Here is a 22,103-nt window from a genome sequence, read left to right as displayed (position 1 = left end):
TACATTAAAACAATATGTGCTACGATATAAATACAAGTACTCAAACACAAGCTTTAAGAGCATTCAGAAAGTTTGGATTAAGTGCGGTAAATGAAATCCGAGAAAATCTTGAAGAATTTACAGATTTACCGCTCTTTCATACCTCAGGATTTAGTCATCCTGAATTATTAATTTATACAGACAGGTCTCCAGATTTTCCAGAAGTTGCAACTTGGGGACTTATTCCTCATTGGATCAATGATGAAGAACAAATGAAAAAAATTTGGAATAATACTCTTAATGCACGTGGAGAAACTATTTTTGTTAAACCATCCTTTAGAGAATCAGCTATAAACAATCGTTGCTTAATTTATATAAATGGTTTCTACGAACATCATCATTTCAATAAAAAAACTTATCCTTTCTTTATTCAACGCAAAGACGAAAAACCAATTGTTTTAGGTGGTTTATGGAGTGAATGGAAAAACCCAGTAACTAATGGTACGATAATTTCTTTTTCCATAGTTACCACTGAAGGAAATCCATTAATTACAAAAATACATAATAACCCAAAATTAAAAGGCCCAAGAATGCCTCTGATTTTAAATGAAGAGTTAGAAGATGAATGGTTAAATCCTATACAAGATGAATTAGATAAAAAATCAATTAAAAAACTAATTCAATCATTTCCAGAAGAAGAGTTAAAATTTCATACCGTAAGAAAACTTAGAGGAAAAGAATATATTGGGAATGTGAAAGAAATTTTTCAAGAGTATGTTTATGAGGATTTAGAGTTTTAAGAAAAATCAAAAACATGTTTAAAAATTACTCTATTTGTACTCAGTTTGTGATAGATTACTATCTTTAATTAAAATAGCTACTTAAAGTACAAGCTGGTATAAAGTAAGAAATAGACCTGATGACATTTTACGAAAAAGAACTCGTTAGAATTCGTGATATTGTGTATTCTAATGACAAACAAATTAGTACTGTAATAAGAATTCGAAACTATATCGAAAAGAATTATCATACCAAATTAGACTTGGACGTATTATCCAATACTCAGTTTGTTTCAAAGTATCACATGTTACGATTGTTTAAAAAATATTATGGACAAACACCACGACAATACTTAATTGATAAACGAATTGAAAAATCTAAAAAGCTTCTTGCAAGAGGACTATCTGTGACTGAAACATGTTTTGCTGTTGGATTTGAAAGTTTAAGTTCGTTTAGTACATTATTTAAAACCAAAACAAGTAAATCACCTACAGAATTTCAAAAAAAGAGCAATTTTCAAGAAGTAAAATAGCTTTAAAATTCTGAGATTTGTAATATAACTAAATTAATATGAAAGTAACACTTATTAGTATTCCCGTTAGAGATCAAGAAAAAGCTTTAAAATTTTATACAGAAAAATTAGGCTTTCTAAAAAAGAAAGATCTGCCACTAGGTGGTGGCAACAGATGGATAACCTTAGTTTCTGCAGAATGGCAAGATGGACCCGAGTTATTATTAGAACCAGCTCCTAATCATTTTGAACCTTGTAAAGTCTATCAAGATGCATTAATGGAAGCAGGATATCCTTACACGCAATTTGATGTTGATAATGTTGAAGAAGAATATGAAAGATTAACAAAACTTGGAGTAGAATTTAGTATGAAACCAACTGAAATGGGTACTGTAAAAGTTGTGGTTTTTAATGATACATGTGGTAATAATATTCAACTTGTTGAGGAATTATAAAACACACTGCCAGTAACGTAAAAAGCTAGCTCAATACATGTACTTTTATAAACTTCTGAAAGCTCATTGCTTCATATAGGAAAATCCTTTGAAATTTTCTATTCGGTTTGTATTTGTTAACTTAGATCTCCAATAAAAACAAACCTTATACGTACACGATATCTAAACATAATGACACCAAGAAAACTAAACGCTAACGAATCTAGCGACTATTTTAAACGCTATATTAATTTGGTGGAAACCCAAAATATTGTAGCTGCTTTAAAATATCAATTAACAGATATAAAACAGTTTTTTAAAGCATGGCCTAAAAATAAATGGGATTATGCTTACGCTGAAGGAAAATGGACCATAAAAGAACTCTTCATTCATATGATGGATGCAGAACGTATCTTGGCCTATAGAGCGCTTCGTATTGCACGAAATGATGCAACAGCATTACCAGGATTTGATCAAGATGAATTTGCTCCTTTTATGAATGCAACTAATCGCTCCCCTGAATCCGTTATGAGTGAGTATAGAGTCGTAAGAATGGCAAGCATAGCTTTATTTGAAAATTTAGATGATGAAGCCTTGTCTAGGATAGGTACTGCGAGTAATGCTCCAGCGTCGCCTTTAGCGCTGGCATTTATCATTGCAGGACACGAAATACATCACATGAAAGTGATTAAAGACAAATATGTTTAATACTTGGATACGTGCAAAAAAACAATGCAAATAATGCACTTACAAACATTGAAAGCTTTGATTTTTTAATATGGAAATGAGATGTACTAAACAAAAAACTTAAAGAGCGACTAAAAGACTAGAATTAATGAATTGAATTTTCTGCCAAAATGGAAACTAAACCAAGAGAACATATTTAATTAAAGTGATAGCTATCTAGGAATATTTCTGAACCACAAAATCGCCCCATTTTGCAATCGATTCTATCAACGGAATTAAAGTTTCGCCTAAGTCAGTGAGTTTATATTCGACTTTTAAAGGTGGTTTTTTTGTAAAAACCTTGCGTTCAATAATGTGATCGTCTTCTAATTTTTTGAGTTGTAAACTCAAAGTGCGCTCAGTAACTGTAGGCATGAGTTTACGCAATTCGTTATAACGCAACTTCCCATTAATTAAATGGTAAAGAATGACCGTTTTCCATTTGCCACCAATAACTCCCATGGTTAGACTGGCGCAACAAGGATATGCTTTGCCATTGTAGGTGTATGTATTCTGAAGTGTATCTTTCATCATAATGTTTGTTAAAATGAGTACTATCATTTTTGACCGTTATTGCAAAGATAAAAAACTATACTTAGTTTTGCTACTATAAAAAGTATAGTTAATTAAAAATTATAAATATATGAACATTCCAAACATTTCTAAAGACGCTATTTTAAACGCATTTCAGTACAGACATGCAACAAAAGAATTTGATGCCTCACGACAATTAACAGATGAGGACATCAATTTTATTTTAAGCACTGCAAATTTATCACCAAGTTCATTTGGTTTTGAACCTTGGCATTTTGTAGTAGTTCAAGATCCAGAATTGCGTGAAGCTTTAAAACCAGTAGCTTGGGGAGCGCCTTTGAAATTAGATACAGCGAGTCATTTTATTTTGGGTTTAAGTATGAAAGCACCAATGACCAAATGGGATTCAGACTATATCATGCACATGATGAAAGACGTCAAGCAATTTCCTGAAGATGTCATTGAGATGTATTCTAAGTTTTATAGAGAGTTTCAAGAACGTGATTTCAATTTAGATTCTGATAAAAAACTATTTGATTGGGCGTCTAAACAAACCTATATTGCCTTAGCTAATATGATGACATCTGCTGCTTTAAATGGCATTGATAGTTGTCCGATAGAAGGGTTCCATGAAGATAAGGTAAACGCCTTGCTACAAGAAAAATTTGGAATAGATACGAATAAATACGGACTCTCTTATATGGTAGCTTTTGGGTATCGTAAAGCTGAACCACCTCATGCTAAAACAAGACGACCTTTAGAAGATATCGTAACTTGGAAATAAATTCTAGAACAAGATAGTTGTAACAATGGTATCTTTTGAAACCATAAATAAAGGATTTAACAATACGTTTCAACCAAACAAGTTGAGTATTGGAGTGGTGGTTCCTATTGAAAATTATGCCAATAGTACAGTGCCAACAATGCAACATCATTTAGAACGTGTAAAGCTAATAGAAACGCTTGGTTTCAAAGCCTTATGGGTTAGAGATGTGCCGTTTCACGTGCCTTCATTTGGAGATGCAGGACAAACCTATGATCCGTTTACCTATTTAGGTTTTTTGGCAGGACAGACCTCAAAAATTGCCTTGGGTATTTCGAGTATTGCCTTGCCTTTACATCATCCTGTTCATACGTTTAAATCTGTGGCAACAATTGATCAGTTGTCTGGAGGTCGACTTATTTTGGGAGTTGCCTCTGGTGATCGTCATGACGAATATCCAGCAATGAATGTTAATTATGAACAACGTGGCGAATTATTTCGTGACGCTTTTGATTATATGAGAACGGTTCAAGAGGAGTTTCCTGTTTTGGAAGATAATCACTTCGGAAAGATAACAGGTCATATTGATGTGCTACCCAAAGCAACAACTCACAAAATCCGATGTTGATAACAGGTTATAGTCAGCAAAAGTTAGAATGGAATGCCGAGCATGGTGATGGTTGGATGTATTATCCTCGAAATTTATATCAGCAGCAATATACCATTAGACAATGGCGCGAACTCATTCCGCAAGAGCATAGTAAACCTTTTATGCAACCTTTATACGTAGATTTACATCAGGATGATGACTTTCGGCCAGAACCCATTCATCTCGGATTTAAAATTGGAGCGAAACATTTGGTGAATTATTTTCAGCATTTAGAAGATATTGGAGTGAATCATGTTGCCATTAATTTACGGTTTAATACACGTACAATAGAAGATACTTTAAGGGAGTTATCAGAAAAAATAGTACCACATTTTCATTCTGAAATGACACAAAATATAAACACATGAGCAAAACAATACTAATAACAGGAAGTACAGATGGCATCGGAAAATTAGCTGCCATCAAATTAGCTAAAGAAGGGCATAGCATCTATTTGCATGGACGTAATTCTGAAAAGCTGGCTAAGGTGATTTCAGAAGTGAAAGACGCTTCAAATAATAGTAATATTGATGGTTTTGTAGCAGATTTTTCAGACCTGAAGGCTGTAAAAAATATATCAAAAGACGTATTGAACAAACTATCAAGTATTGACATCTTAATAAATAATGCAGGTATTTTTAAAAGTCCGATTGATACCACTAATGACGGATTGGATATTCGATTTGCAGTGAATTATTTTGCACCATACATCTTAACAAATGCATTGCTCTCTTTGTTAGAAGCTGGACATGATAAGAAAATCATTAATTTAAGCTCTGCAGCACAAGCAACGGTTAGAATTGGAGCTTTAAATGGAGAAGCTTCGGTAAATGTAAGTGAAGCGTATGCGCAAAGTAAATTGGCATTGACCATGTGGAGCTTTTATTTAGCTGAACAATTTAAAGATATGTCAATTATAGCTGTGAATCCAGGGTCGTTATTGAACACACGAATGGCTAATGAAGCTTATGGACAACATTGGTCGCCAGCGTCTAAAGGATCTGATATCTTATATGATTTGGCGATTTCAGATGAATATAAAGACATTACTGGAGCCTATTTTGATAATGATAAAGGAAATCCGAAAGGAACGTTCAGTAAGGCACATCCTGATGCCTATAATGAAACACTTATTTCTGAATTAATTGCAAATACCAAAGCTATTCTTAACACCAAATGATATGATGAAAAACTTACTGTAAATAACTTATATAACACATCTACAAAATTTTTATTCCCTTAAAATATTCCTTGACTTACAGATTTCAGCTACGATTCAATAATATTAAACGAAATATCATAATAAATACTAGTTACTCAATACTAGTGCTCGTCTAAACTTCGGCCGCTTCAAGCAATCTAAGTGACCTAAGCCCATTTTATTACTTTCAATAATACTCATTTTGATATATTTATTGACTAAATGGATTTTTTATTCGGCTAGTTATTGTTAAATTTAGTAATTAAAATATGTTACATATCTTATTAAATACCTTTGCCATAACTTAATTTATAATCTAGTAAAATGGAAGTTACAACCGAAAAAAATGAAAAAGTTGCTAATATGATCTTTGCATCTATTTATCCTCTATACTGGAATAGATTAGAAAAGCATAATAGAACAAAAGAAGAGTTTCATAAAGTAATAGAGTGGTTCACTGGTTTTGATGAAGATAAATTACAAACACTTATTGATGAGAAAGTAACCTTTAGGACGTTCTTTGAGAAAGCAAAAATCCACCCTAATGCGCACATGATAAAAGGTGTAGTTTGTGGTTATAGAATTGAAGATATAGCTGATGAATTTGAAGTGTATAAGCAATGTAGGCAGATGGAAAAACTTATCGATGAATTGGCAAAAGGTCGTAAAATAGAGAAAATTTTACGAGTAGAAAAGACATAAATTTGGTGCTAAATAAAGTTACCACAGAAACAATAACAATTCTATATTCTCTCACTTTCGTAAGGCATATATATGATAAAAATCTTCAGAAATATTCGCAAACGACTTCTGTCTAAAAACAAACTTAGCAAATATTTATTTTATGCATTAGGTGAAATCATACTTGTTGTTATTGGTATTTTATTAGCATTACAAATTAATAATTGGAACGAAGAACGTGCACAAAACTTAGATATTAATGGCATATTACAGAACATTCGCAATAACGTACAATCAGATATTAAAGAACTAAATTTATTAATTACTGCTAGAGCAAATATTGGTGAAAAAAGCGATAAAATATTTAAAAACTTAATTAATTCTGAACGAGATTCTATCAGCCTAGAAGAAGTAGCTTATATAGCATTTGCTTTACAAGATATTAATAATTTAATCTATTTTAAATCAAATTTCAACGCCTATAATTCATTAAGCAGCTCTACATACTATAGAAAGATTCAGAATACAGATTTGGCCTCTTTATTAAGTGCATATTATATAAATGCTGAAAAAATTAAAAATTATGAAGAGCAGTATAATGAACAATTAGAAAATAGAAATAAGGAATGGTTTGATAAATATAGAAACAACTCAAATGATCAAGATTTTTTTCTAAGACCATGGAATGCATTTGATGAATTCTCTTCTTTTGAAAAAAGATACCTTGAGATCTTACGAGATGTAACGACTCGCAATGTTTTGGGCTCTGGATTTTACGAACGTTATATGATTGATTATTACGAAGAACAAATACTAATGGGTAATACCATAGTAGATATGATTGAAAAATCAGAAACTTCCTTTGATGAAGAAACTAAACTTAAATTCAGTGGTATCCTCTACTCTTTTGCAAATGCAGATATTATTAGTATTCTCATAAATGGTAAATTACCTACTGGTTTTACCATTAAAACAGCTGCTTCAGATCTATGGGAAGAATTTATTACTGAAAAAGAAGGTTTTATTGATATTGATTATCCTGAAAACAAATATGATTGGGCTTCACCTTATTTTGAAGTCAGTGCTTTAGGTGGACGCGTTAATGATATGGATTTTTCCGGCTATACAAAATTAGTTATAGAAATGAAAGGTACTGTTGGAAACGAAAGATTTGATATAACCATAAAGGATAAAGATGACCCAACTGATGGGTCAGAATCTAGAGTTAATATAGAATTAACCAAGGATTGGAAAACTTATGAAATTGAAACAAGCAAATTTAAAACTGCTGATATGAAAACTATCATGGTTCCTCTTGCATTAATTTTCTCTGGGCCAGAAGGACAAAAAATTCAAATACGATCTGTACAGTTTAAAAAAGATTAAATTAAAACAATAAAAATTGAGGATCTGGACAATTCAGTTTATAAAAGTCTACATCTTGTTTAGATGAAACACCAGGATAATCGCCTTTATTACCTTGTAAATCTTTAATAATCTGAAAATGTAAATGTGGTGCATATTCTCCATTTACAGAGGCTTCGCCTAAGGTTGCTATATTTTGTCCTTGTCTAATTTCCTGGCCTATTTGCTTATCTTCTAAAGACTCTAAACTAAGATGACCATAAAGAGTATAAAACACATAACCTTCTAATTTGTGTTCTAAAATTATAGTAGGTCCATAATCACCAAAATTGGTGTTATTTTTAAAACTATGTAATATACCATCTAAAGGTGAATGCACTCTTGTACCAGCTGAAATCCAAAGGTCTAGTCCTAAATGTATATTACGATTTACCGCTAAAACAGAGTTATTAAAATATTTGCTGCGATTGTAGATACTGCGTTCTTCTAAATAACCACCAAAGGCAAGCTTGGCCTTGTGTTTTTGCAATTGAGAATTTATATAATTTTGGATTCCGACTGGAGAAGAAACATCTACTAAAAGAAGATTTGGATTATCTATTGAAAGATCTAATGGTGTGTAAAACTCGTGTTCTATTGAAGGATCAATAACTGGGTGAGAAGTTGTGCGTTTTAATACATTTTCTAGCGTTGTTATCATACAACAAAGCTAGTAAATTACCAATTAATTTATTGCATAATAACATCACTAAACTTAGCATTTACAATAATAGTTTTGTTACTATTTAAAACTCCAGAACTAAAACTTTCTACAGATTTACCTTTAACGTTTTCTGGATGTGTTAACCTAGAGCGATTACCTTTATACTGTAAATTAAAATCTGTTTTTGGTAACTTAACTAAGGCTTCACTGTTTTCCAAAATAATATTTAGATTATTGAAAGAATCTGAAATATTGTGTATTGTTAACTCTCCAAAACTACCATCAATAATACTATTACCCTTAAGGTTATCGATATTAATATTTGAAGAATTAGCGTTAAGCATTAAAGCATCTACAGATTTAAGTAATGCATCTTCTACATAGTTAAGATTTAATGTACCATATTTCCAATCGTTCACTAAAATAGAGGAATATGAAGCATTGATGGAAGTGTCATTTCCATCAATGCTTTTAGCTAATAAGGTTGAGTGCGATACATCTGCTTTTAGATTATAAATAACAGAACTAAATTTTAACTCTCCATGTCTTACGTTAAGATTAAGCTTAGCTTCCTTAGGCATTTTAATCTTAATTGTTTTCTTAACATTACGTTCTCCTCCATGCTCCAAACGCTTAGCGATTTCTTCTTGTCGTTTCGCCATTTCTGCTTCACGTTCGGCTAAACGCTCATCTAAACGCTCTCTACGTTCTGCCTGTTCTTCTTTACGCTCCTGTAATAGAAGTTCTAGCTCTTGCTTACGTTTTTCTCTTTCTTTTAATCGCTTTTCTCTAATCTTTAGATCAGTTTTGTAATCTTCTCCATACTTATCTATAAGTTCTTGCTCAAGTTCCTTGCTCCATTTCTCCATATCTTTTTGCCATTTCGTATCAAAACGTTTTCCAAACTCTTGGCCCCATTTCTCCATTTTTTTTGCCCATTCTTTTGATAGTTTTTCACCATTTTCATTATCCCATTGTTCAGCAAATTTTTCTCCCCATTCTTCCATTTCTTTAGCCCATTTACCTTCAAAACGTTGACCAAATTCTTCGCCCCATTTTTCCATCTTTTCATGGTAACCAGATTCGGCAAAACGTCTAGCCCAATCTTTCATTTTGTCTTGTAGTTCTTTACCACCTTCTTCTTCGTATTCTTTACTCCATTTTTCTAAGTACTTTTCACCATCCTTTTTATATTGATCGTAATCAAAATTTATGGAATAAGTACCTTTAGGTAATTCTGGTAACTCAGGAAATTCTGGCATTTCAGCGAGAGCAGGTAGTTCTGGCATCTCTGCAATTTCTGGTAAAACAAAGGCTGGTAGTTCTGGCATCTCTGGCATCTCTGGCATCTCTGCTAAGCGTAACTCTAAATCTTTAAGTACATCGCTGTAATCTAAATCTGTAACATAAACTCCTGCAATGTTATTCCAAGAGTTTCTAGAACCTTTAGAGTTAATGGATACATAATCACCAGAGCCTGCAACTTCAATATCCCAATTTTCTAAGGCTTTTTTTAGCTCTTCTTTAGACAATTTATTACTCTCCAAATAAGCTTCTACTTCAATGATATCTTTATCCCAAGTTTCAATTTCAATCTGTACATAACTCGTATTTAAATCTATGGCTACATCTTTAGTAACATTAACAGATTTAGATATCTTACTTAATTTCTGTGCTGCTGCAAAACTTGTAAAGGCTATACATAGCAAGATTAATTTCAATTTTGTTTTCATAATCCTATGATAAAATTCGTTTTTTGATGATCTATGCTGATGTTTCTGAAATTCCAGCATTACTGATGTCTTTTAATTGTTCTTTTAATCGATACAATAAATCCAATCTAAACTTTAAGTTATTAATTAATGCGTCTACGGTTCTCTCATTAGGCCCATCTTCTGTTAGTTCTTTAGATAGTACTTTGTATTCTGCATTAAGCTCTTGTAAACGATTTACATAACTATCAAATAATTCTTTATTTGCAGGTGTAAGCTTAATTTTAGACAACTCTAAATTAATATTGGCTAAATAATAATCTTCCACCTTTTTTAAATCTGGAGATATATCACCTAAGGTTTTAAGTTGCACTATATCTTGTGGTTGATCAGTATTCTCAATTGGATGTCTCATAAATTTAAAAGCTCCATAGCCTAATCCAAATAGTATAACAACACTTGCAGCAATTTTCATTAGGTTAAAACGGAAACCTTCATGTTTTGTTTCTGGTAATGCTTCATCTAGTTTATTTAAAAATCGTGCTTCATGTCCTTGAGGCATTTTCTCATTGGTGAGTTTATCCTCGTTTTTAAATAATTTTCTAATGTCTTGTGCCATTGCTTTCTAAAATTAAGAGTTCTTTCAATTTAGTTTTCCCTCTAGAGAGTTGTGTTCTAGATGCTACCTCAGTAATACCTAATATTTGAGATATTTCCTTATGATCATAACCTTCAATTAAATACAACATAACGACGTACTTATATTTATCAGAAAGTTCATTTATAGCTTCTTTTACTTGCGCTAGAGTTATTGTATCTTCAACTAACCATTCGTTTTCATAATGAGTATCTACTACTTTAAGGTGCACCTCGTTTAAGTCGTCAAAATATTGTTTTTTAGACTTTAGTAGGTCGATACTTTTATTAATAACGATACGTTTTAACCAAGCTCCAAAAGTTACCTCAGCTTTATATTGATCTAGTTTTGTAAAGGCTTTTATAAAGGCCTCTTGCACTATATCTTCGGCTTCCATGGTATTTTTAACAAAACGATTAGCTACAACATACATACCATCACAATACTGGTTATACAGTTGCAATTGTGCTTGCCTATTGTTTTGTTTACATTTTTCAATCAGTTCAACTTGAAACATCTTGATTGGTGGTCTTTTGGTTTGATTGTGTTCCTTTAAAGGACGATACTTTTTTTAATGTGTTGCATAATTTAGAAAAAAAAAATTCTGAATATGAATTTCTACTAAATCATCGTTAAGATTCTAAGATAAATTTCTTTTTAATATATCTTTGCAGCTTTAACTATTTACTATGAATACCTTCTTAAAACGAACAATAGTTTTACTTGCTTTAATTGCGTTAGGACTTTTTTGTTATTCTTATTTTGTTGAAAATATTTTTTCTTCAAGATTAAGCCCTAAAGATACTGTTGTGTTTAGGTTAAATGATTTAAAACTTGAGGTGTTCTACAACAGACCTTCTAAAAAGGAGCGTGATATCTTTGGTGGTTTAGTACCATACGATAAGGTATGGCGTACTGGTGCAAATGAGGCAACGACTTTTGAAACCAATAAATATTTAATGATTCAAGGTATTTATCTACCAAAAGGTAAATACACACTTTGGACTGTTCCGCAAGATTCTACATGGAACGTTATTTTTAATACCAAGCAATATGCTTGGGGAGTTGATGAGGAAATGCAGCCAATGTGGGATCCAAATTATGATATTTTAGAAATTGACGTCCCAGTAGAACATTTAAATGATGTTGTTGAGCAGTTTACTATAGCTTTTGATAACTCTACAGATAATCTGAAACTAACCATGGCTTGGGATAAAATAAAAATTGCAGTACCTTTAAATGTTATGAATGACAAAAACAACTAAAGTTTGTCTAAAAAAGAACATAAAGAAACTTCTGCATTAACAGAAATTAATGGTATAATAGAACCAGAAAGTATAAGCTCTAGTTCTATTTTAGACATTAAGAACAAACGTAAAAAACAGCCTTCTGCCCAATCACTTATTAATGCTATTATTAAAGGCGATGTTACTGCGTTAAGTAGAGCAATTACTTTAATTGAGAGTACTAATCCTAAGCATTCTAAAAAAGCAGAAACTATTATTAAAGGTTGCCTAGCTCATACCAAACCATCTAAACGTATTGGAATTACTGGAGTTCCTGGTGTTGGTAAAAGTACTTTTATTGAAGCCTTTGGTACTTATCTTACTGGTAAAGGACATAAAATAGCCATTTTGGCCATAGATCCTAGCAGCAGTCTAAGTAAAGGGAGTATTCTTGGAGATAAAACACGAATGGACGATTTAGTAAAAGATTCTAACGCTTTTATTAGACCTTCGGCTTCTGGGAGTTCACTTGGTGGTGTTGCCAGAAAAACTCGTGAAAGTATTATCCTTTGTGAGGCTGCAGGTTATGATACAATTATTATTGAAACCATAGGTGTTGGACAGAGTGAAACTGCTGTGCATAGTATGGTTGATTTCTTTTTGTTATTAAAATTAGCAGGAGCTGGTGATGAATTACAAGGTATTAAACGTGGTATCATAGAAATGGCTGATGCTATAGTTATAAATAAAGCTGATGGTGATAATATTAAACGTGCTAAAACTGCTAAAGTAGAATTTAATAGAGCACTACACCTCTATCCTGAAAAAGACTCAGGTTGGTCTCCAAAAGTTAAGCTTTGTAGTGCACTTCATAAAAAAGGTATTGAAGAGGTTTGGCTAATGTTTGAAGATTATTTATCTAAAACAAAAGCTAACTCATATTTTAATACGCGACGTTTAGAACAACAAAAGTATTGGCTATTACAAACCATTGAAGACCGTTTAAAAACCGATTTTTATAACAGACCAGAATTTAAAAAGGGAGTAAAAGCTCAGCTTTGCTTAATTGAAAAAGGAGAAACTACGCCTTTTGCAGCTGCAGAATATTTATTAGGACTTTAAAAATTCTCTTTATACCAAGCGACTTGAGACTTTACACTTTCTAATAACGTGGTTTGAGGGTTATAACCTAATAACCTCCTAGCTTTATCTATATTAGCTTTTGTTCGCCACTGATCTCCTGCACGTTTTGGCACAACTTCTGTAGTCACAGCTTTTCCTAAAACTTTACCAACAGCATCAATTCCATCTTGTGTGGTATGCTCTACTTCTGTTCCCAGATTAAAAATCTCACCATCTACAATAGCCTCTTTACCAATAACACTCACTATACCATCTACAATATCACCAACATAGGTAAAACTCCTTAAATGTTTATCACTTCCCTCATAAAGCGGAAATGACTTATTGTTAAGACCATTAGCAATGAGTTTAGTGTACATTTTTTCAGGACGCTCTCGTGGACCAATAACAGAATACAACCTCAATGAGCAAGCTTTAAGTTGTTGCTCTCTAGACTTTTGAAGCACTAATTGTTCTGCTGCTAATTTTGTAACACCATAATGTGATGCAGGCTTTGGTGCAATATCTTCTGTAAAGGTTGCCTCTAAACCATAAATGGATGAGGTTCCTATATTAACAAACAACTTTAAATCATCACATTGTAAAGCATAATCAATAAGATTTTTTGTAGCAATTACATTATTTGTAAAATAATCCTCAAAAGAAGAAGTTGCAGAGATTCCTGGTTGTGCTGCAAAATGAAAAATATAATCAATATCTAAGGGTAAGATATCTTCTAAATTTTGCTCTCTTAAATCGTGCTCAATAATGGTAACACCTTTAGCGATTAAATCTTTACAATTAAGCTGTTTTAATTCTACACTATAATATGGCGAAAAATTATCGACTCCAACAACTGTATAACCTAGGGAAACAAATCGCTCTGCTGTATGCGAGCCAATAAATCCTGCAATTCCTGTAACTAAAACTTTCAAACGATCTTATTTTTTTATAAGTGCAAGTTAATATCTTTTTTAATTATCAAATACAATTATAATAGGTAAACAATAAAAAGAATATTTTTGCACAACAAAAGCAAACAAAGTCATGATATACCAATTCACTATTGTTGTACCTGTCTATAATGAAGAAGATAACCTTAAACGAGTTGAAAAAGAGCTTGGTAATTATTTAGACATAGCCATTATGTCTACATCAATTCTCTTTGTAAATGATGGCTCAAAAGATAGTAGCCAAGATCTAATTGAGGACATTTGTAATAGAAATGAAGCTTTTAATTTTATTTCCTTTAAAGACAATAGAGGTCTCAGTGCAGCTATAAAAGCTGGTTTTGATCATGTTACTGCACCTTTAGTTGGTTATATAGATTCTGATTTACAAACTGCACCACAAGATTTTAACTTACTATTAGAACAGATTGATAATTTTGAATTAGTTACAGGTGTTAGAGCAAATCGAAAAGACTCCTTTGTGAAAAATATGTCCTCAAAAATAGCTAATGGCATTAGACGAGCTTTTACAAAAGATGGTATGGATGACACAGGTTGTCCTTTAAAAGTAATACGAACGGAATATGCTAAGCGTATTCCAATGTTTAAAGGCTTGCATCGTTTTTTACCTGCAATGATACTTCTTCAAAATGGAAGAATTACTCAAATACCTGTTCAACACTTCCCAAGATTAGCTGGTGAAGCCAAGTTTGGCTTATGGAATAGATTACTTGGTCCATTAAGTGATTGTTTTGCATACTTATGGATGAAACGTAAGTATATAAATTACGAGGTTGCTAAAAAAGGTTAATGAGTAATTGGATAATATATAGCATAGGTTTTATTGCTCAGATACTTTTCTCATCGCGTTTAGTTATTCAATGGATAACCTCAGAGAAACAACGCAAAGTTATTACACCAACATTGTTTTGGACGCTTAGTCTTATTGCGTCTTTTCTATTATTTGTTTATGGCTATTTAAGAGACGATTTTGCCATTATGCTTGGGCAAAGTTTAACCTATTTTATATACATAAGAAATCTTCAATTACAAGGTGAATGGGCAAAGTTCCCTAAGATATTGCAATTAGCATTATTTGTAATACCTGTCGGAATCGTAGTTTACTACTTTAATAATAATATTATAGATAGAGATGTTTTATTTAAAAATGAGGCTATACCAGAATGGCTCTTATGGTTAGGTATTATTTCTCAAGTTATTTTTACGTTGCGCTTTGTTTACCAATGGTTGTATTCTGAACACAAAAAAGAATCGTCTTTGCCTCTAGGATTTTGGTTATTAAGTGTTACAGGAGCATTATTGATTTTAACCTATGCTGTTTTTAGAAAAGATCCAGTATTATTTGTAGGTCATGGATTTGGCACCATCATCTATATTAGAAACTTAGTAATACTCCACAAGCAAGATGCTTAAATACATTGAAAAATATCCGATAGCGTCTTTAGTATTATTTGTAGTCTTAATGCTTGGATTTACAATAGATGTTATTCCTGTGAGTATTATGGAAGCCCGAAATTTTATTTCGGCAAGAGAAATGCTTATGGATGATCATTGGATTCTTACCACAATGAACGGTCATCCACGTTACGAAAAACCACCTTTACCAACTTGGATAACAGCTTATTTTGGATTAATATTTGGTATTAAATCGGTTTTAGCATTGCGTTGGCCTGCTTTACTTTTCGCTTCCTCTATTGGTGTTTTTACGTATTTACTCTCCAAAAAAATAACAGATCATAATTCTCAAAGCATTGCTAATGGCTTTATTGTACTTACTTCCTTCTATGTTATCGGAATTACCATAGAAGGAACTTGGGATATTTACACACATGGTTTTATGCTTATGGCATTATACCAACTCTTTATATTATTTAAAAACAGATCATTAAATAGTCTAAGAAGCTTATTATTTATCATTTTCATTGCGGCTTCTATCTTGTCCAAAGGTCCTGTATCACTGTATGCCTTATTTTTACCTTTTATCATATCATATGGTATTGTATATTCATTTAAAGGAGGTATTGTAAAACATTTAAAACTGCTTAGTTTACTGCTTTTGGGAATTACTACAGGAGCTTGGTGGTACCTCTACGTGAGGAGTGCTGATCCTGAAACTTTTTTAAAAATTGCTACCAAAGAAACTTCAAACTGGAGTAGTTATAATGTAAGACCTTTTTACTACTATTGGAGCTTTTTTACTCAAAGTGGCTTATGGACTTTATTTGCATTTATTAGCCTTCTTTATCCGTACATGAAGTCTAGAGTTTCTAACTTAAAAGCTTACAGGTTTAGTTTATTTTGGACATTAATCGCTGTGATTCTATTATCCTTAATTCCTGAAAAGAAATCGCGTTACCTCATGCCAGTTCTAATACCATTGGCTATAACTATTGGTTTTTATGTTGAATACATCTTTAGAGCTTTCAAAACGTCTATGAGTAAGACAGAATCTATTGCTGTTTATGTTCAATTTGGTTTAGTAGGGTTTTTAGCTGTTTTATTTCCTATGGTAGGATTCTTATTAGGTAATCATCTTACAGGTTTGGTTTTAGTACAATTTTTAATAGCTTCTATAGTTATAGTAAGTGTTGGAATTTTCATTTTTAAACACTTAAAGGCTAAAAATATTAAACCAGTATTCTATGTAACTATGGCATTTATGATGAGTATTGGATTGCTAGGTTTACCATTACTTAGAATGCAAGCACAATCTGACTATAATCCTATATCTAAATTATCAGAGTATAGTAGTTTAACTTTATATAGTCTGGATTATTTAGCTCCTGAGGTTATTTATAATTATGGAAATAAAATTCCTAGTATTAAAGAAGAAGATGGAATTGCATTACCTAGTGAAAACAGCTTTCACTTACTTACCAATATCGAAGATCCTAATAAAATTAGACGTCTAAGAGATATTTACACTATTGAATATATCGAAACTTATGATCTTAATTTCCCATCAAAAGATACCAGAGGATATAAAGATAGATTAGTTAACAAACTTTATAAGCTTACTCGGAAATAAATCTGTTCTGAACTTTTTTATTTATCTTATAAAATAACACACCAGACAAAGCACCAAAACTCATTCCACAGAAGATATCTAAAGGAAAATGTACACCAACATAGATTCTACTGTAAGCCACTAAAAAACTCCAAAATAATAATAAGAAAATAAGATTCTTAAAATATGGACGTAACACTAAACCTCCAAATACAGCTGCTGCCATAGAATTAGATGCATGACCAGAAAAGAAACTACGATTTGTACTACAATAGTCAGCAATAAATCTGATTGTCTCTTTTATTTCATCACATGCACAAGGCCTAAAACGTAAAACAGATCGTTTAACTACGTTAGTAATTTGGTCTGTAAAGGTTATCATTAACACAATAATCACAATCATGATTAGCATTGGCTTTAGACCAATTTTCTTATAAATTAAAAATAATAGTATCGTATATAATGGAACAAATGACCATTTATTAGTAATAATCAACCATAAGCCATCCCAAGATTCTGAACCTAATGCATTAAGGTACACAAATAACTCTGTATCATATTGTAAGAGCTGCTCTAGCATTAACCGTCGTATCGTTTTACTTCTCTATCATAAAAATCTGTAGCTAATTGTACTAAGTTTTCCATTTCATTTTCTATTTCTTTTTGATCGTGATCATCAAACTCTTCAAACCACTCTACCTCATCATTTTCTAAATTAATGATAAATCTAGGAAACTCTGTATGGACAATATAAATAGCATCAGGATAATCTGTATTATCGCCTAATATAAATTTTGGAAGTTGCATTCTTTAATAAATTAGTAAAGCAAATATACTTAAAATGAATTCTAGTGTCTTAATCAAATATTAATCTACAGAATGACTTTTATTGATCAATTTGTTAGTTAAATAATAGAATCGTATAGACAACAAAATAGCAGCTGTTGTTAAACCAGCTAATAATCCAAGCCAAATACCTAGACTTCCATAAGCATCTTCTTTTCCTAAATAATAACTAATAGGAAAACCAACTAACCAATATGCAATAAATGTTATTAAGGTTGGAATATAAACATCTTGAAGACCTCTCAATGCTCCAAGTACAATAACTTGTATACTATCACTTATCTGAAAAATCGAAGCAGCTAGTAATAATGTTGCAGCAATCTTAATAACTTCAGCATTATCTAATGCATTTTTAGGATCGTTTACGTCTACATATAAATGAGGTAATTGCTCACGAAACAAAAGGAAGAGTAATCCAAACGCAACAGCAAAAATAAATCCTAATAAAAAGATAGAAACAGCAATGCGTTTTAAGTCAACAAATTTCTGTAATCCTTTTTGATTACCAACTCTAATCATAGCAGCAACACCTAATCCCATAGCTACCATAAACGTCATTGAAGATAAGTTTAAAGCAATCTGATTTGCAGCTTGTGGATTCTTACCCAAAATACCGCTTAACCAAATAGCTGCAGTAAATATGGCGACTTCAAAAAACATTTGCATAGCACTTGGAAAACCTAAATTCCATATTTTTTTTAGCATTGAAGATTCTAAAACAAAGATATTAATATTGGTTACATAAGCTTTTGTGCGTTTATGTCCTACCAATAAATACCATAAAAACAGAAGCATTATTACTCGTGAAGCCAAAGTACCAATAGCAGCACCAACAATTCCTAGCTTAGGGCATCCAAACTTTCCGAAAATTAAAATATAGTTGAGCGCTACATTAACTACATTAGCCAAAATGGTTGCATACATTGGATATTTTGTCATAGACATACCATCACTAAATTGCTTAAAAGCTTGAAAAATAATGAGTGGAATTAATGAGAAAGCCACCAAATCTAAATACGGAATTGCTAACTTTACCACCTCCTCAGGTTGATCCATAACAGTCATTAAAGGTTTAGAGAGCAGTAGTAAACCAAACAAGGCTAAACTTAACACTGTGCATAAAAACAAACCATGTTTAAAAGATGATTTACCTTTTACAAAATTACCTTCAGCATCTGTTTCAGCAATTAATGGAGTAATCGCTGTTGAAAAACCAATTCCTAAAGACATTGCAATAAAAATAAAACTATTACCAAGTGAGACTGCTGCTAATTCTGCGGAACCTAACTGCCCAACCATAATATTATCAATGAAACTAACAAACGTATGACCAAGCATTCCTAAAATAACTGGAGTAGCTAATTTTAGATTGTAATTAAATTCTTTAGTGTATTGTTGTAACAAGGCAGTATTATTTCAAGAGCAAAGGTAGTTTGGTTTCAAGGATAATCAAACATCTATTGTAGTTTAAAATTGTTAATAAAAATTTAGTATAATGTTATCATTAACAAGTCTTTATTACTAATTTTAACGTAGTTAATTGATTAAGATATAAACAACTTACTTAAATTAACATAATGAAACTTTAGCTATTATTTTAGAGGGATTATAAATATAAGTTCTGGTTTCTAAAACTAAAGAGGAGCATTTTGCTCCTCTTTATGTTTAATAACAGTTGTTTTATTAAGTTATAATAAACTAACGGAATTCTTTGCCAAAACAAATTCTGTTAGCATATCATCAACAATATCTTGTACAGATTTAACATTATGTATTAAGCCAGAGATTTGTCCGATTTCTAACTCACCATCCTCTAAATCGCCTTCAAACATACCCCGTTTAGCTCTTGCTCTTCCTAAAAGTTCTTTTAACTCTTCTGCTGAAGTGCCTTTTTTGTAAAGTTCTTGGACTTCATTATAAAATTTATTCTTTATTAAACGTACAGGTGCTAATTCTTTTAAAGTTAATTGTGTATCACCTTCTTTAGCATCTACTACAACTTGTTTAAATGCTTCATGAGCTGAGGATTCATGGCTTGCTACAAAACGACTACCGACTTGAACAGCATCAGCTCCTAAAATCATTGTTGCTAACATTGCTCTTCCTGTTGCTATTCCTCCTGCAGCTATTAAGGGTATTTTTAAGTGTTCTTTAACCATCGGAATTAGAGTCAGTGTTGTTGTTTCATCTCTTCCGTTGTGTCCACCAGCTTCAAAACCTTCAGCTACAATAGCATCAACTCCAGCATCTTGAGCTTTTAAAGCAAACTTTACACTACTTACTACATGCACAACTGTGATACCTTTATCTTGTAACCAAGAAGTCCATGTTTTAGGGTTTCCGGCAGAAGTGAATACAATGTTCACACCTTCGTCAACGATGATGTTCATAATCTCTTCTATGTTTGGATATAACATAGGAACATTAACACCAAAAGGTTTATCTGTAGCAGCTTTACATTTTTGAATATGCTCTCTAAGTACATTAGGATACATTGAGCCTGCACCAATTAAACCAAGTATTCCTGCATTACTTGCAGCAGATGCTAAACGCCAACCACTATTCCAAATCATGCCAGCTTGGATGATAGGATAATCTATCTTAAAAAGTTCTGTGATTCTATTAGTCATTTAAGACTTAATTAATTTTATGGTTTTTGATATTGTAGCCGACTTAATCTGTAACAAATAAATTCCAGAAGCAAAAGCAGAAGTATTTATTCTATTAGTTGAATTAGTAATAGGTAGACTTAATACTTGTTTACCTAAAACATCAAAGAGTCTCAACTCAGCTGCTTCTATACCAAATGGAAATCTTACAGTTAAGTTACTCTCAACTGGGTTAGGATACAATTCAAAATCTTGTAATTCTTGTTCTAACACAGATAATCCAATATCTAAAGCCAACTGTAAATCTGGTATGCCATGACCTAATAAATTATCTGGATTTGAAAATTGTGAACCAGACTCTATAACAAATTGTTTTATTTGCATAGGTGTTGCATCTGGCAAAGCTTGCATTAAACTGGCAATGCCTCCAGTCATTATTGGTGCACTAAACGATGTGCCATTATTTTGGACAATGGCATCGTTATCTGCAATAACATAAGTATCTCTTCCTCTGGCAACTATATCTGGTTTTTGAGTTGGTTGCGCAATTGATCCTTGAGAACTAAAAGAAGCATAAACTTCATCAGCATCAACAGCACCAATAGATAGCACATTAGCTGCATCAGCAGGAGCACCAACTGTTAACCAAGCAGTAGCTCCAGCATTACCTGCAGATATTACAACGACAATGCCTTTTTCTGCAGCAATAGATGCACCACGTGTAATAAAAGCGGTTTCACCATCCATTTGTTCTGGTGTGTAGTCGTAAGCAGGATTATCAAAAACTCTATAGCCTAAGGATGTGTTAATAAGGTCTACGCCAAGGCTATCTGCACGTTCTGCAGCTTCAACCCAGTAGCTTTCTTCCAAAGGGTTTTCACTAAAAATATCTTCTGTTCTAAATAAATAATAGGATGCATCTGGAGCAGTTCCAACAAATTCATCTTGAACAAATCCTGCCATATCACTTAATACTTTTGTACCATGATCATTACCATTAAATGCATAAACATCACTGGTCTTATCAACAAAATCATAACCTCCTAATAAATCGCCATTACTTCTTAATCGCTGAAAACCATCCATAGTATCTACATTACTAAATCCAGAATCCATAACAGCAACAAAAACGCCTTCTCCTGTGTAATCTGCTAGATGTAAGTCATCTGCATTAATCATTTCTACTTGATTTTGTGTATTACCATAATTAAATACTACTGAGGTATCTTCTATCTGGAATTTATCTTGAATTGCTTGTGCTCTTGAAGATGTATTTAAACTTTTATCCGCAAAATCAATATTATTTACAAAAGGAAGGCTTTCTAAGGCTGTAATATCCGATTCTGTTCCGCGAACATGTAATGCGTTAAACCATTTGGATTTTGCGAATACAGTAATACCTGTTTGTTGTTTTATTTGCGTAATGTAAACTTCATTAACAGGAACATCGCGTTCATCTATTGCAATACCATCATTAGTTTTTCTGTCAATAGCACGTTGTGTTAAAATTGATATCGGATTTGAAATAGATGCATCAACGTTTTCCTTATCAGTAAAAAACACCCAAGCATCTTGCTCTTGTGCATAAGATATAATAGGAATTAAAAATATTCCTAGGCATAGTAGTAATGTCTTTTTCATATTGCA

General features: G+C 32.2%; 26 protein-coding genes. 15 read left to right on the top strand and 11 right to left on the bottom strand.

Translation table 11 applies throughout. The annotated features are described in order from the left end of the window. Positions 1-14: 14 nt before the first annotated feature. The 4 genes from RM697_RS00770 to RM697_RS00755 all read left to right on the top strand — a co-directional run bounded on the left by RM697_RS00770 (position 15) and on the right by RM697_RS00755 (position 2,412). On the top strand, positions 15-779 hold the full coding sequence (locus tag RM697_RS00770; RefSeq protein ID WP_311425929.1) for an SOS response-associated peptidase: 765 nt from the start codon (positions 15-17) through the stop codon (positions 777-779). 119 nt (positions 780-898) lie between these two features. Continuing rightward, positions 899-1,291, top strand: coding sequence for an AraC family transcriptional regulator (locus RM697_RS00765; RefSeq protein ID WP_311425928.1), 393 nt, complete (start codon positions 899-901; stop codon positions 1,289-1,291). Positions 1,292-1,329: 38 nt separating this feature from the next. Further along, positions 1,330-1,725 (top strand): VOC family protein, encoded by a 396-nt coding sequence (locus RM697_RS00760; protein WP_311425927.1) that lies wholly within the window; start codon positions 1,330-1,332, stop codon positions 1,723-1,725. Between the two features lie 171 nt (positions 1,726-1,896). Continuing rightward, positions 1,897-2,412, top strand: coding sequence for a DinB family protein (locus tag RM697_RS00755; RefSeq protein WP_311425926.1), 516 nt, complete (start codon positions 1,897-1,899; stop codon positions 2,410-2,412). 195 nt (positions 2,413-2,607) lie between these two features. On the opposite strand, the gene RM697_RS00750 is transcribed toward RM697_RS00755, so the two are convergent. Next, entirely contained in the window at positions 2,608-2,961 is a 354-nt protein-coding gene (locus RM697_RS00750; RefSeq protein WP_311426462.1) for a winged helix-turn-helix transcriptional regulator, read from the bottom strand. Between the two features lie 112 nt (positions 2,962-3,073). Here RM697_RS00750 and RM697_RS00745 point away from each other — a divergent pair, with 112 nt between their 5' ends. The 6 genes from RM697_RS00745 to RM697_RS00720 all read left to right on the top strand — a co-directional run bounded on the left by RM697_RS00745 (position 3,074) and on the right by RM697_RS00720 (position 7,644). After that, positions 3,074-3,748, top strand: a complete 675-nt coding sequence (locus RM697_RS00745; protein WP_311425925.1) for an NAD(P)H-dependent oxidoreductase — start codon at positions 3,074-3,076, stop codon at positions 3,746-3,748. Positions 3,749-3,773: 25 nt separating this feature from the next. Further along, the gene (locus RM697_RS00740; RefSeq protein WP_311425924.1) at positions 3,774-4,355 is read left to right on the top strand and encodes an LLM class flavin-dependent oxidoreductase; all 582 of its coding nucleotides are present in this window, start codon (positions 3,774-3,776) and stop codon (positions 4,353-4,355) included. Further along, positions 4,349-4,744, top strand: a complete 396-nt coding sequence (locus RM697_RS00735; protein WP_311425923.1) for an LLM class oxidoreductase — start codon at positions 4,349-4,351, stop codon at positions 4,742-4,744. The genes RM697_RS00740 and RM697_RS00735 overlap by 7 nt, the downstream gene beginning before the upstream one ends. Next, entirely contained in the window at positions 4,741-5,556 is an 816-nt protein-coding gene (locus RM697_RS00730; RefSeq protein ID WP_311425922.1) for an SDR family NAD(P)-dependent oxidoreductase, read from the top strand. Before RM697_RS00735 ends, RM697_RS00730 begins: the two co-directional genes overlap by 4 nt. A 345-nt stretch (positions 5,557-5,901) precedes the next feature. Further along, complete coding sequence (locus RM697_RS00725) at positions 5,902-6,279, top strand: DUF2200 domain-containing protein (RefSeq protein WP_311425921.1); 378 nt, start codon at positions 5,902-5,904, stop codon at positions 6,277-6,279. A gap of 72 nt (positions 6,280-6,351) precedes the next feature. Then, complete coding sequence (locus tag RM697_RS00720) at positions 6,352-7,644, top strand: DUF6090 family protein (protein WP_311425920.1); 1,293 nt, start codon at positions 6,352-6,354, stop codon at positions 7,642-7,644. A gap of 1 nt (position 7,645) precedes the next feature. Here RM697_RS00720 and RM697_RS00715 read toward each other — a convergent pair whose 3' ends face one another. Genes RM697_RS00715 through RM697_RS00700 form a run of 4 tightly spaced genes read right to left on the bottom strand, consistent with a single transcriptional unit; the run spans position 7,646 to position 11,192 of the window. Next, positions 7,646-8,323 carry a peptidoglycan DD-metalloendopeptidase family protein gene (locus tag RM697_RS00715; protein ID WP_311425919.1) on the bottom strand — a complete coding sequence of 226 codons (678 nt, stop codon included), beginning with the start codon at positions 8,321-8,323 and terminating at the stop codon, positions 7,646-7,648. A 29-nt stretch (positions 8,324-8,352) separates the two neighbouring features. Next, positions 8,353-10,059 carry a hypothetical protein gene (locus RM697_RS00710; protein WP_311425918.1) on the bottom strand — a complete coding sequence of 569 codons (1,707 nt, stop codon included), beginning with the start codon at positions 10,057-10,059 and terminating at the stop codon, positions 8,353-8,355. Positions 10,060-10,090: 31 nt separating this feature from the next. Then, positions 10,091-10,657, bottom strand: a complete 567-nt coding sequence (locus RM697_RS00705) for a hypothetical protein (protein WP_311425917.1) — start codon at positions 10,655-10,657, stop codon at positions 10,091-10,093. Beyond that, positions 10,641-11,192 (bottom strand): RNA polymerase sigma factor, encoded by a 552-nt coding sequence (locus tag RM697_RS00700; protein ID WP_311425916.1) that lies wholly within the window; start codon positions 11,190-11,192, stop codon positions 10,641-10,643. The genes RM697_RS00705 and RM697_RS00700 overlap by 17 nt, the downstream gene beginning before the upstream one ends. 172 nt (positions 11,193-11,364) lie before the next feature. Here RM697_RS00700 and RM697_RS00695 point away from each other — a divergent pair, with 172 nt between their 5' ends. Both RM697_RS00695 and meaB read left to right on the top strand, forming a co-directional pair. Continuing rightward, positions 11,365-11,940: a DUF2911 domain-containing protein gene (locus RM697_RS00695; RefSeq protein ID WP_311425915.1), complete on the top strand. Its 576-nt coding sequence runs from the start codon at positions 11,365-11,367 to the stop codon at positions 11,938-11,940. 3 nt (positions 11,941-11,943) lie between these two features. Then, positions 11,944-13,023: a methylmalonyl Co-A mutase-associated GTPase MeaB gene (gene meaB / locus RM697_RS00690; protein WP_311425914.1), complete on the top strand. Its 1,080-nt coding sequence runs from the start codon at positions 11,944-11,946 to the stop codon at positions 13,021-13,023. Here meaB and RM697_RS00685 read toward each other — a convergent pair. Beyond that, positions 13,020-13,958: an NAD-dependent epimerase/dehydratase family protein gene (locus RM697_RS00685; protein ID WP_311425913.1), complete on the bottom strand. Its 939-nt coding sequence runs from the start codon at positions 13,956-13,958 to the stop codon at positions 13,020-13,022. The genes meaB and RM697_RS00685 overlap by 4 nt on opposite strands. Before the next feature lie 112 nt (positions 13,959-14,070). Between RM697_RS00685 and RM697_RS00680 the strand changes: the two genes are divergently transcribed. Genes RM697_RS00680 through RM697_RS00670 form a run of 3 tightly spaced genes read left to right on the top strand, consistent with a single transcriptional unit; the run spans position 14,071 to position 17,022 of the window. Then, positions 14,071-14,784 carry a glycosyltransferase family 2 protein gene (locus RM697_RS00680; protein ID WP_311425912.1) on the top strand — a complete coding sequence of 238 codons (714 nt, stop codon included), beginning with the start codon at positions 14,071-14,073 and terminating at the stop codon, positions 14,782-14,784. Then, entirely contained in the window at positions 14,784-15,407 is a 624-nt protein-coding gene (locus RM697_RS00675) for a lipid-A-disaccharide synthase N-terminal domain-containing protein (protein WP_311425911.1), read from the top strand. The genes RM697_RS00680 and RM697_RS00675 overlap by 1 nt, the downstream gene beginning before the upstream one ends. Further along, positions 15,400-17,022 (top strand): ArnT family glycosyltransferase, encoded by a 1,623-nt coding sequence (locus RM697_RS00670; protein WP_311425910.1) that lies wholly within the window; start codon positions 15,400-15,402, stop codon positions 17,020-17,022. Before RM697_RS00675 ends, RM697_RS00670 begins: the two co-directional genes overlap by 8 nt. Here the strand turns inward: RM697_RS00670 and RM697_RS00665 are convergent. From RM697_RS00665 to RM697_RS00645, 5 genes are all read right to left on the bottom strand, one after another. After that, a complete protein-coding gene (locus RM697_RS00665) occupies positions 17,009-17,581 on the bottom strand; it encodes a phosphatase PAP2 family protein (protein ID WP_311425909.1) in 573 nt (190 codons plus the stop codon). The genes RM697_RS00670 and RM697_RS00665 overlap by 14 nt on opposite strands. After that, positions 17,581-17,808 carry a DUF8828 family protein gene (locus RM697_RS00660; protein WP_311425908.1) on the bottom strand — a complete coding sequence of 76 codons (228 nt, stop codon included), beginning with the start codon at positions 17,806-17,808 and terminating at the stop codon, positions 17,581-17,583. Before RM697_RS00660 ends, RM697_RS00665 begins: the two co-directional genes overlap by 1 nt. 60 nt (positions 17,809-17,868) lie before the next feature. Further along, on the bottom strand, positions 17,869-19,251 hold the full coding sequence (locus RM697_RS00655; RefSeq protein WP_311425907.1) for an MATE family efflux transporter: 1,383 nt from the start codon (positions 19,249-19,251) through the stop codon (positions 17,869-17,871). A gap of 284 nt (positions 19,252-19,535) precedes the next feature. Beyond that, complete coding sequence (locus RM697_RS00650; protein ID WP_311425906.1) at positions 19,536-20,477, bottom strand: NAD(P)H-dependent flavin oxidoreductase; 942 nt, start codon at positions 20,475-20,477, stop codon at positions 19,536-19,538. Continuing rightward, positions 20,478-22,097: a S8 family serine peptidase gene (locus RM697_RS00645; protein ID WP_311425905.1), complete on the bottom strand. Its 1,620-nt coding sequence runs from the start codon at positions 22,095-22,097 to the stop codon at positions 20,478-20,480. It abuts the gene before it with no gap. Between the last annotated feature and the right edge of the window lie 6 nt (positions 22,098-22,103).

This window comes from Microcosmobacter mediterraneus, from assembly GCF_031846265.1.
Lineage (GTDB): Bacteria > Bacteroidota > Bacteroidia > Flavobacteriales > Flavobacteriaceae > Microcosmobacter > Microcosmobacter mediterraneus.
This window is presented reverse-complemented; position numbering and strand designations above follow the sequence as displayed.

What these genes read in the sequence shown, in the direction of transcription:
- RM697_RS00645 (WP_311425905.1), bottom strand. Translation starts at nt 22,097, where the DNA reads ATGAAAAAGACATTACTACTATGCCTAGGAATATTTTTAATTCCTATT.
- RM697_RS00725 (WP_311425921.1), top strand. Translation starts at nt 5,902, where the DNA reads ATGGAAGTTACAACCGAAAAAAATGAAAAAGTTGCTAATATGATCTTT.
- RM697_RS00650 (WP_311425906.1), bottom strand. Translation starts at nt 20,477, where the DNA reads ATGACTAATAGAATCACAGAACTTTTTAAGATAGATTATCCTATCATC.
- RM697_RS00730 (WP_311425922.1), top strand. Translation starts at nt 4,741, where the DNA reads ATGAGCAAAACAATACTAATAACAGGAAGTACAGATGGCATCGGAAAA.
- RM697_RS00710 (WP_311425918.1), bottom strand. Translation starts at nt 10,059, where the DNA reads ATGAAAACAAAATTGAAATTAATCTTGCTATGTATAGCCTTTACAAGT.
- RM697_RS00735 (WP_311425923.1), top strand. Translation starts at nt 4,349, where the DNA reads ATGTTGATAACAGGTTATAGTCAGCAAAAGTTAGAATGGAATGCCGAG.
- RM697_RS00720 (WP_311425920.1), top strand. Translation starts at nt 6,352, where the DNA reads ATGATAAAAATCTTCAGAAATATTCGCAAACGACTTCTGTCTAAAAAC.
- RM697_RS00680 (WP_311425912.1), top strand. Translation starts at nt 14,071, where the DNA reads ATGATATACCAATTCACTATTGTTGTACCTGTCTATAATGAAGAAGAT.
- RM697_RS00665 (WP_311425909.1), bottom strand. Translation starts at nt 17,581, where the DNA reads ATGCTAGAGCAGCTCTTACAATATGATACAGAGTTATTTGTGTACCTT.
- RM697_RS00760 (WP_311425927.1), top strand. Translation starts at nt 1,330, where the DNA reads ATGAAAGTAACACTTATTAGTATTCCCGTTAGAGATCAAGAAAAAGCT.
- RM697_RS00755 (WP_311425926.1), top strand. Translation starts at nt 1,897, where the DNA reads ATGACACCAAGAAAACTAAACGCTAACGAATCTAGCGACTATTTTAAA.
- RM697_RS00660 (WP_311425908.1), bottom strand. Translation starts at nt 17,808, where the DNA reads ATGCAACTTCCAAAATTTATATTAGGCGATAATACAGATTATCCTGAT.
- RM697_RS00715 (WP_311425919.1), bottom strand. Translation starts at nt 8,323, where the DNA reads ATGATAACAACGCTAGAAAATGTATTAAAACGCACAACTTCTCACCCA.
- RM697_RS00675 (WP_311425911.1), top strand. Translation starts at nt 14,784, where the DNA reads ATGAGTAATTGGATAATATATAGCATAGGTTTTATTGCTCAGATACTT.
- RM697_RS00770 (WP_311425929.1), top strand. Translation starts at nt 15, where the DNA reads ATGTGCTACGATATAAATACAAGTACTCAAACACAAGCTTTAAGAGCA.
- RM697_RS00700 (WP_311425916.1), bottom strand. Translation starts at nt 11,192, where the DNA reads ATGTTTCAAGTTGAACTGATTGAAAAATGTAAACAAAACAATAGGCAA.
- RM697_RS00740 (WP_311425924.1), top strand. Translation starts at nt 3,774, where the DNA reads ATGGTATCTTTTGAAACCATAAATAAAGGATTTAACAATACGTTTCAA.
- RM697_RS00745 (WP_311425925.1), top strand. Translation starts at nt 3,074, where the DNA reads ATGAACATTCCAAACATTTCTAAAGACGCTATTTTAAACGCATTTCAG.
- RM697_RS00705 (WP_311425917.1), bottom strand. Translation starts at nt 10,657, where the DNA reads ATGGCACAAGACATTAGAAAATTATTTAAAAACGAGGATAAACTCACC.
- RM697_RS00670 (WP_311425910.1), top strand. Translation starts at nt 15,400, where the DNA reads ATGCTTAAATACATTGAAAAATATCCGATAGCGTCTTTAGTATTATTT.
- RM697_RS00765 (WP_311425928.1), top strand. Translation starts at nt 899, where the DNA reads ATGACATTTTACGAAAAAGAACTCGTTAGAATTCGTGATATTGTGTAT.
- RM697_RS00750 (WP_311426462.1), bottom strand. Translation starts at nt 2,961, where the DNA reads ATGAAAGATACACTTCAGAATACATACACCTACAATGGCAAAGCATAT.
- RM697_RS00695 (WP_311425915.1), top strand. Translation starts at nt 11,365, where the DNA reads ATGAATACCTTCTTAAAACGAACAATAGTTTTACTTGCTTTAATTGCG.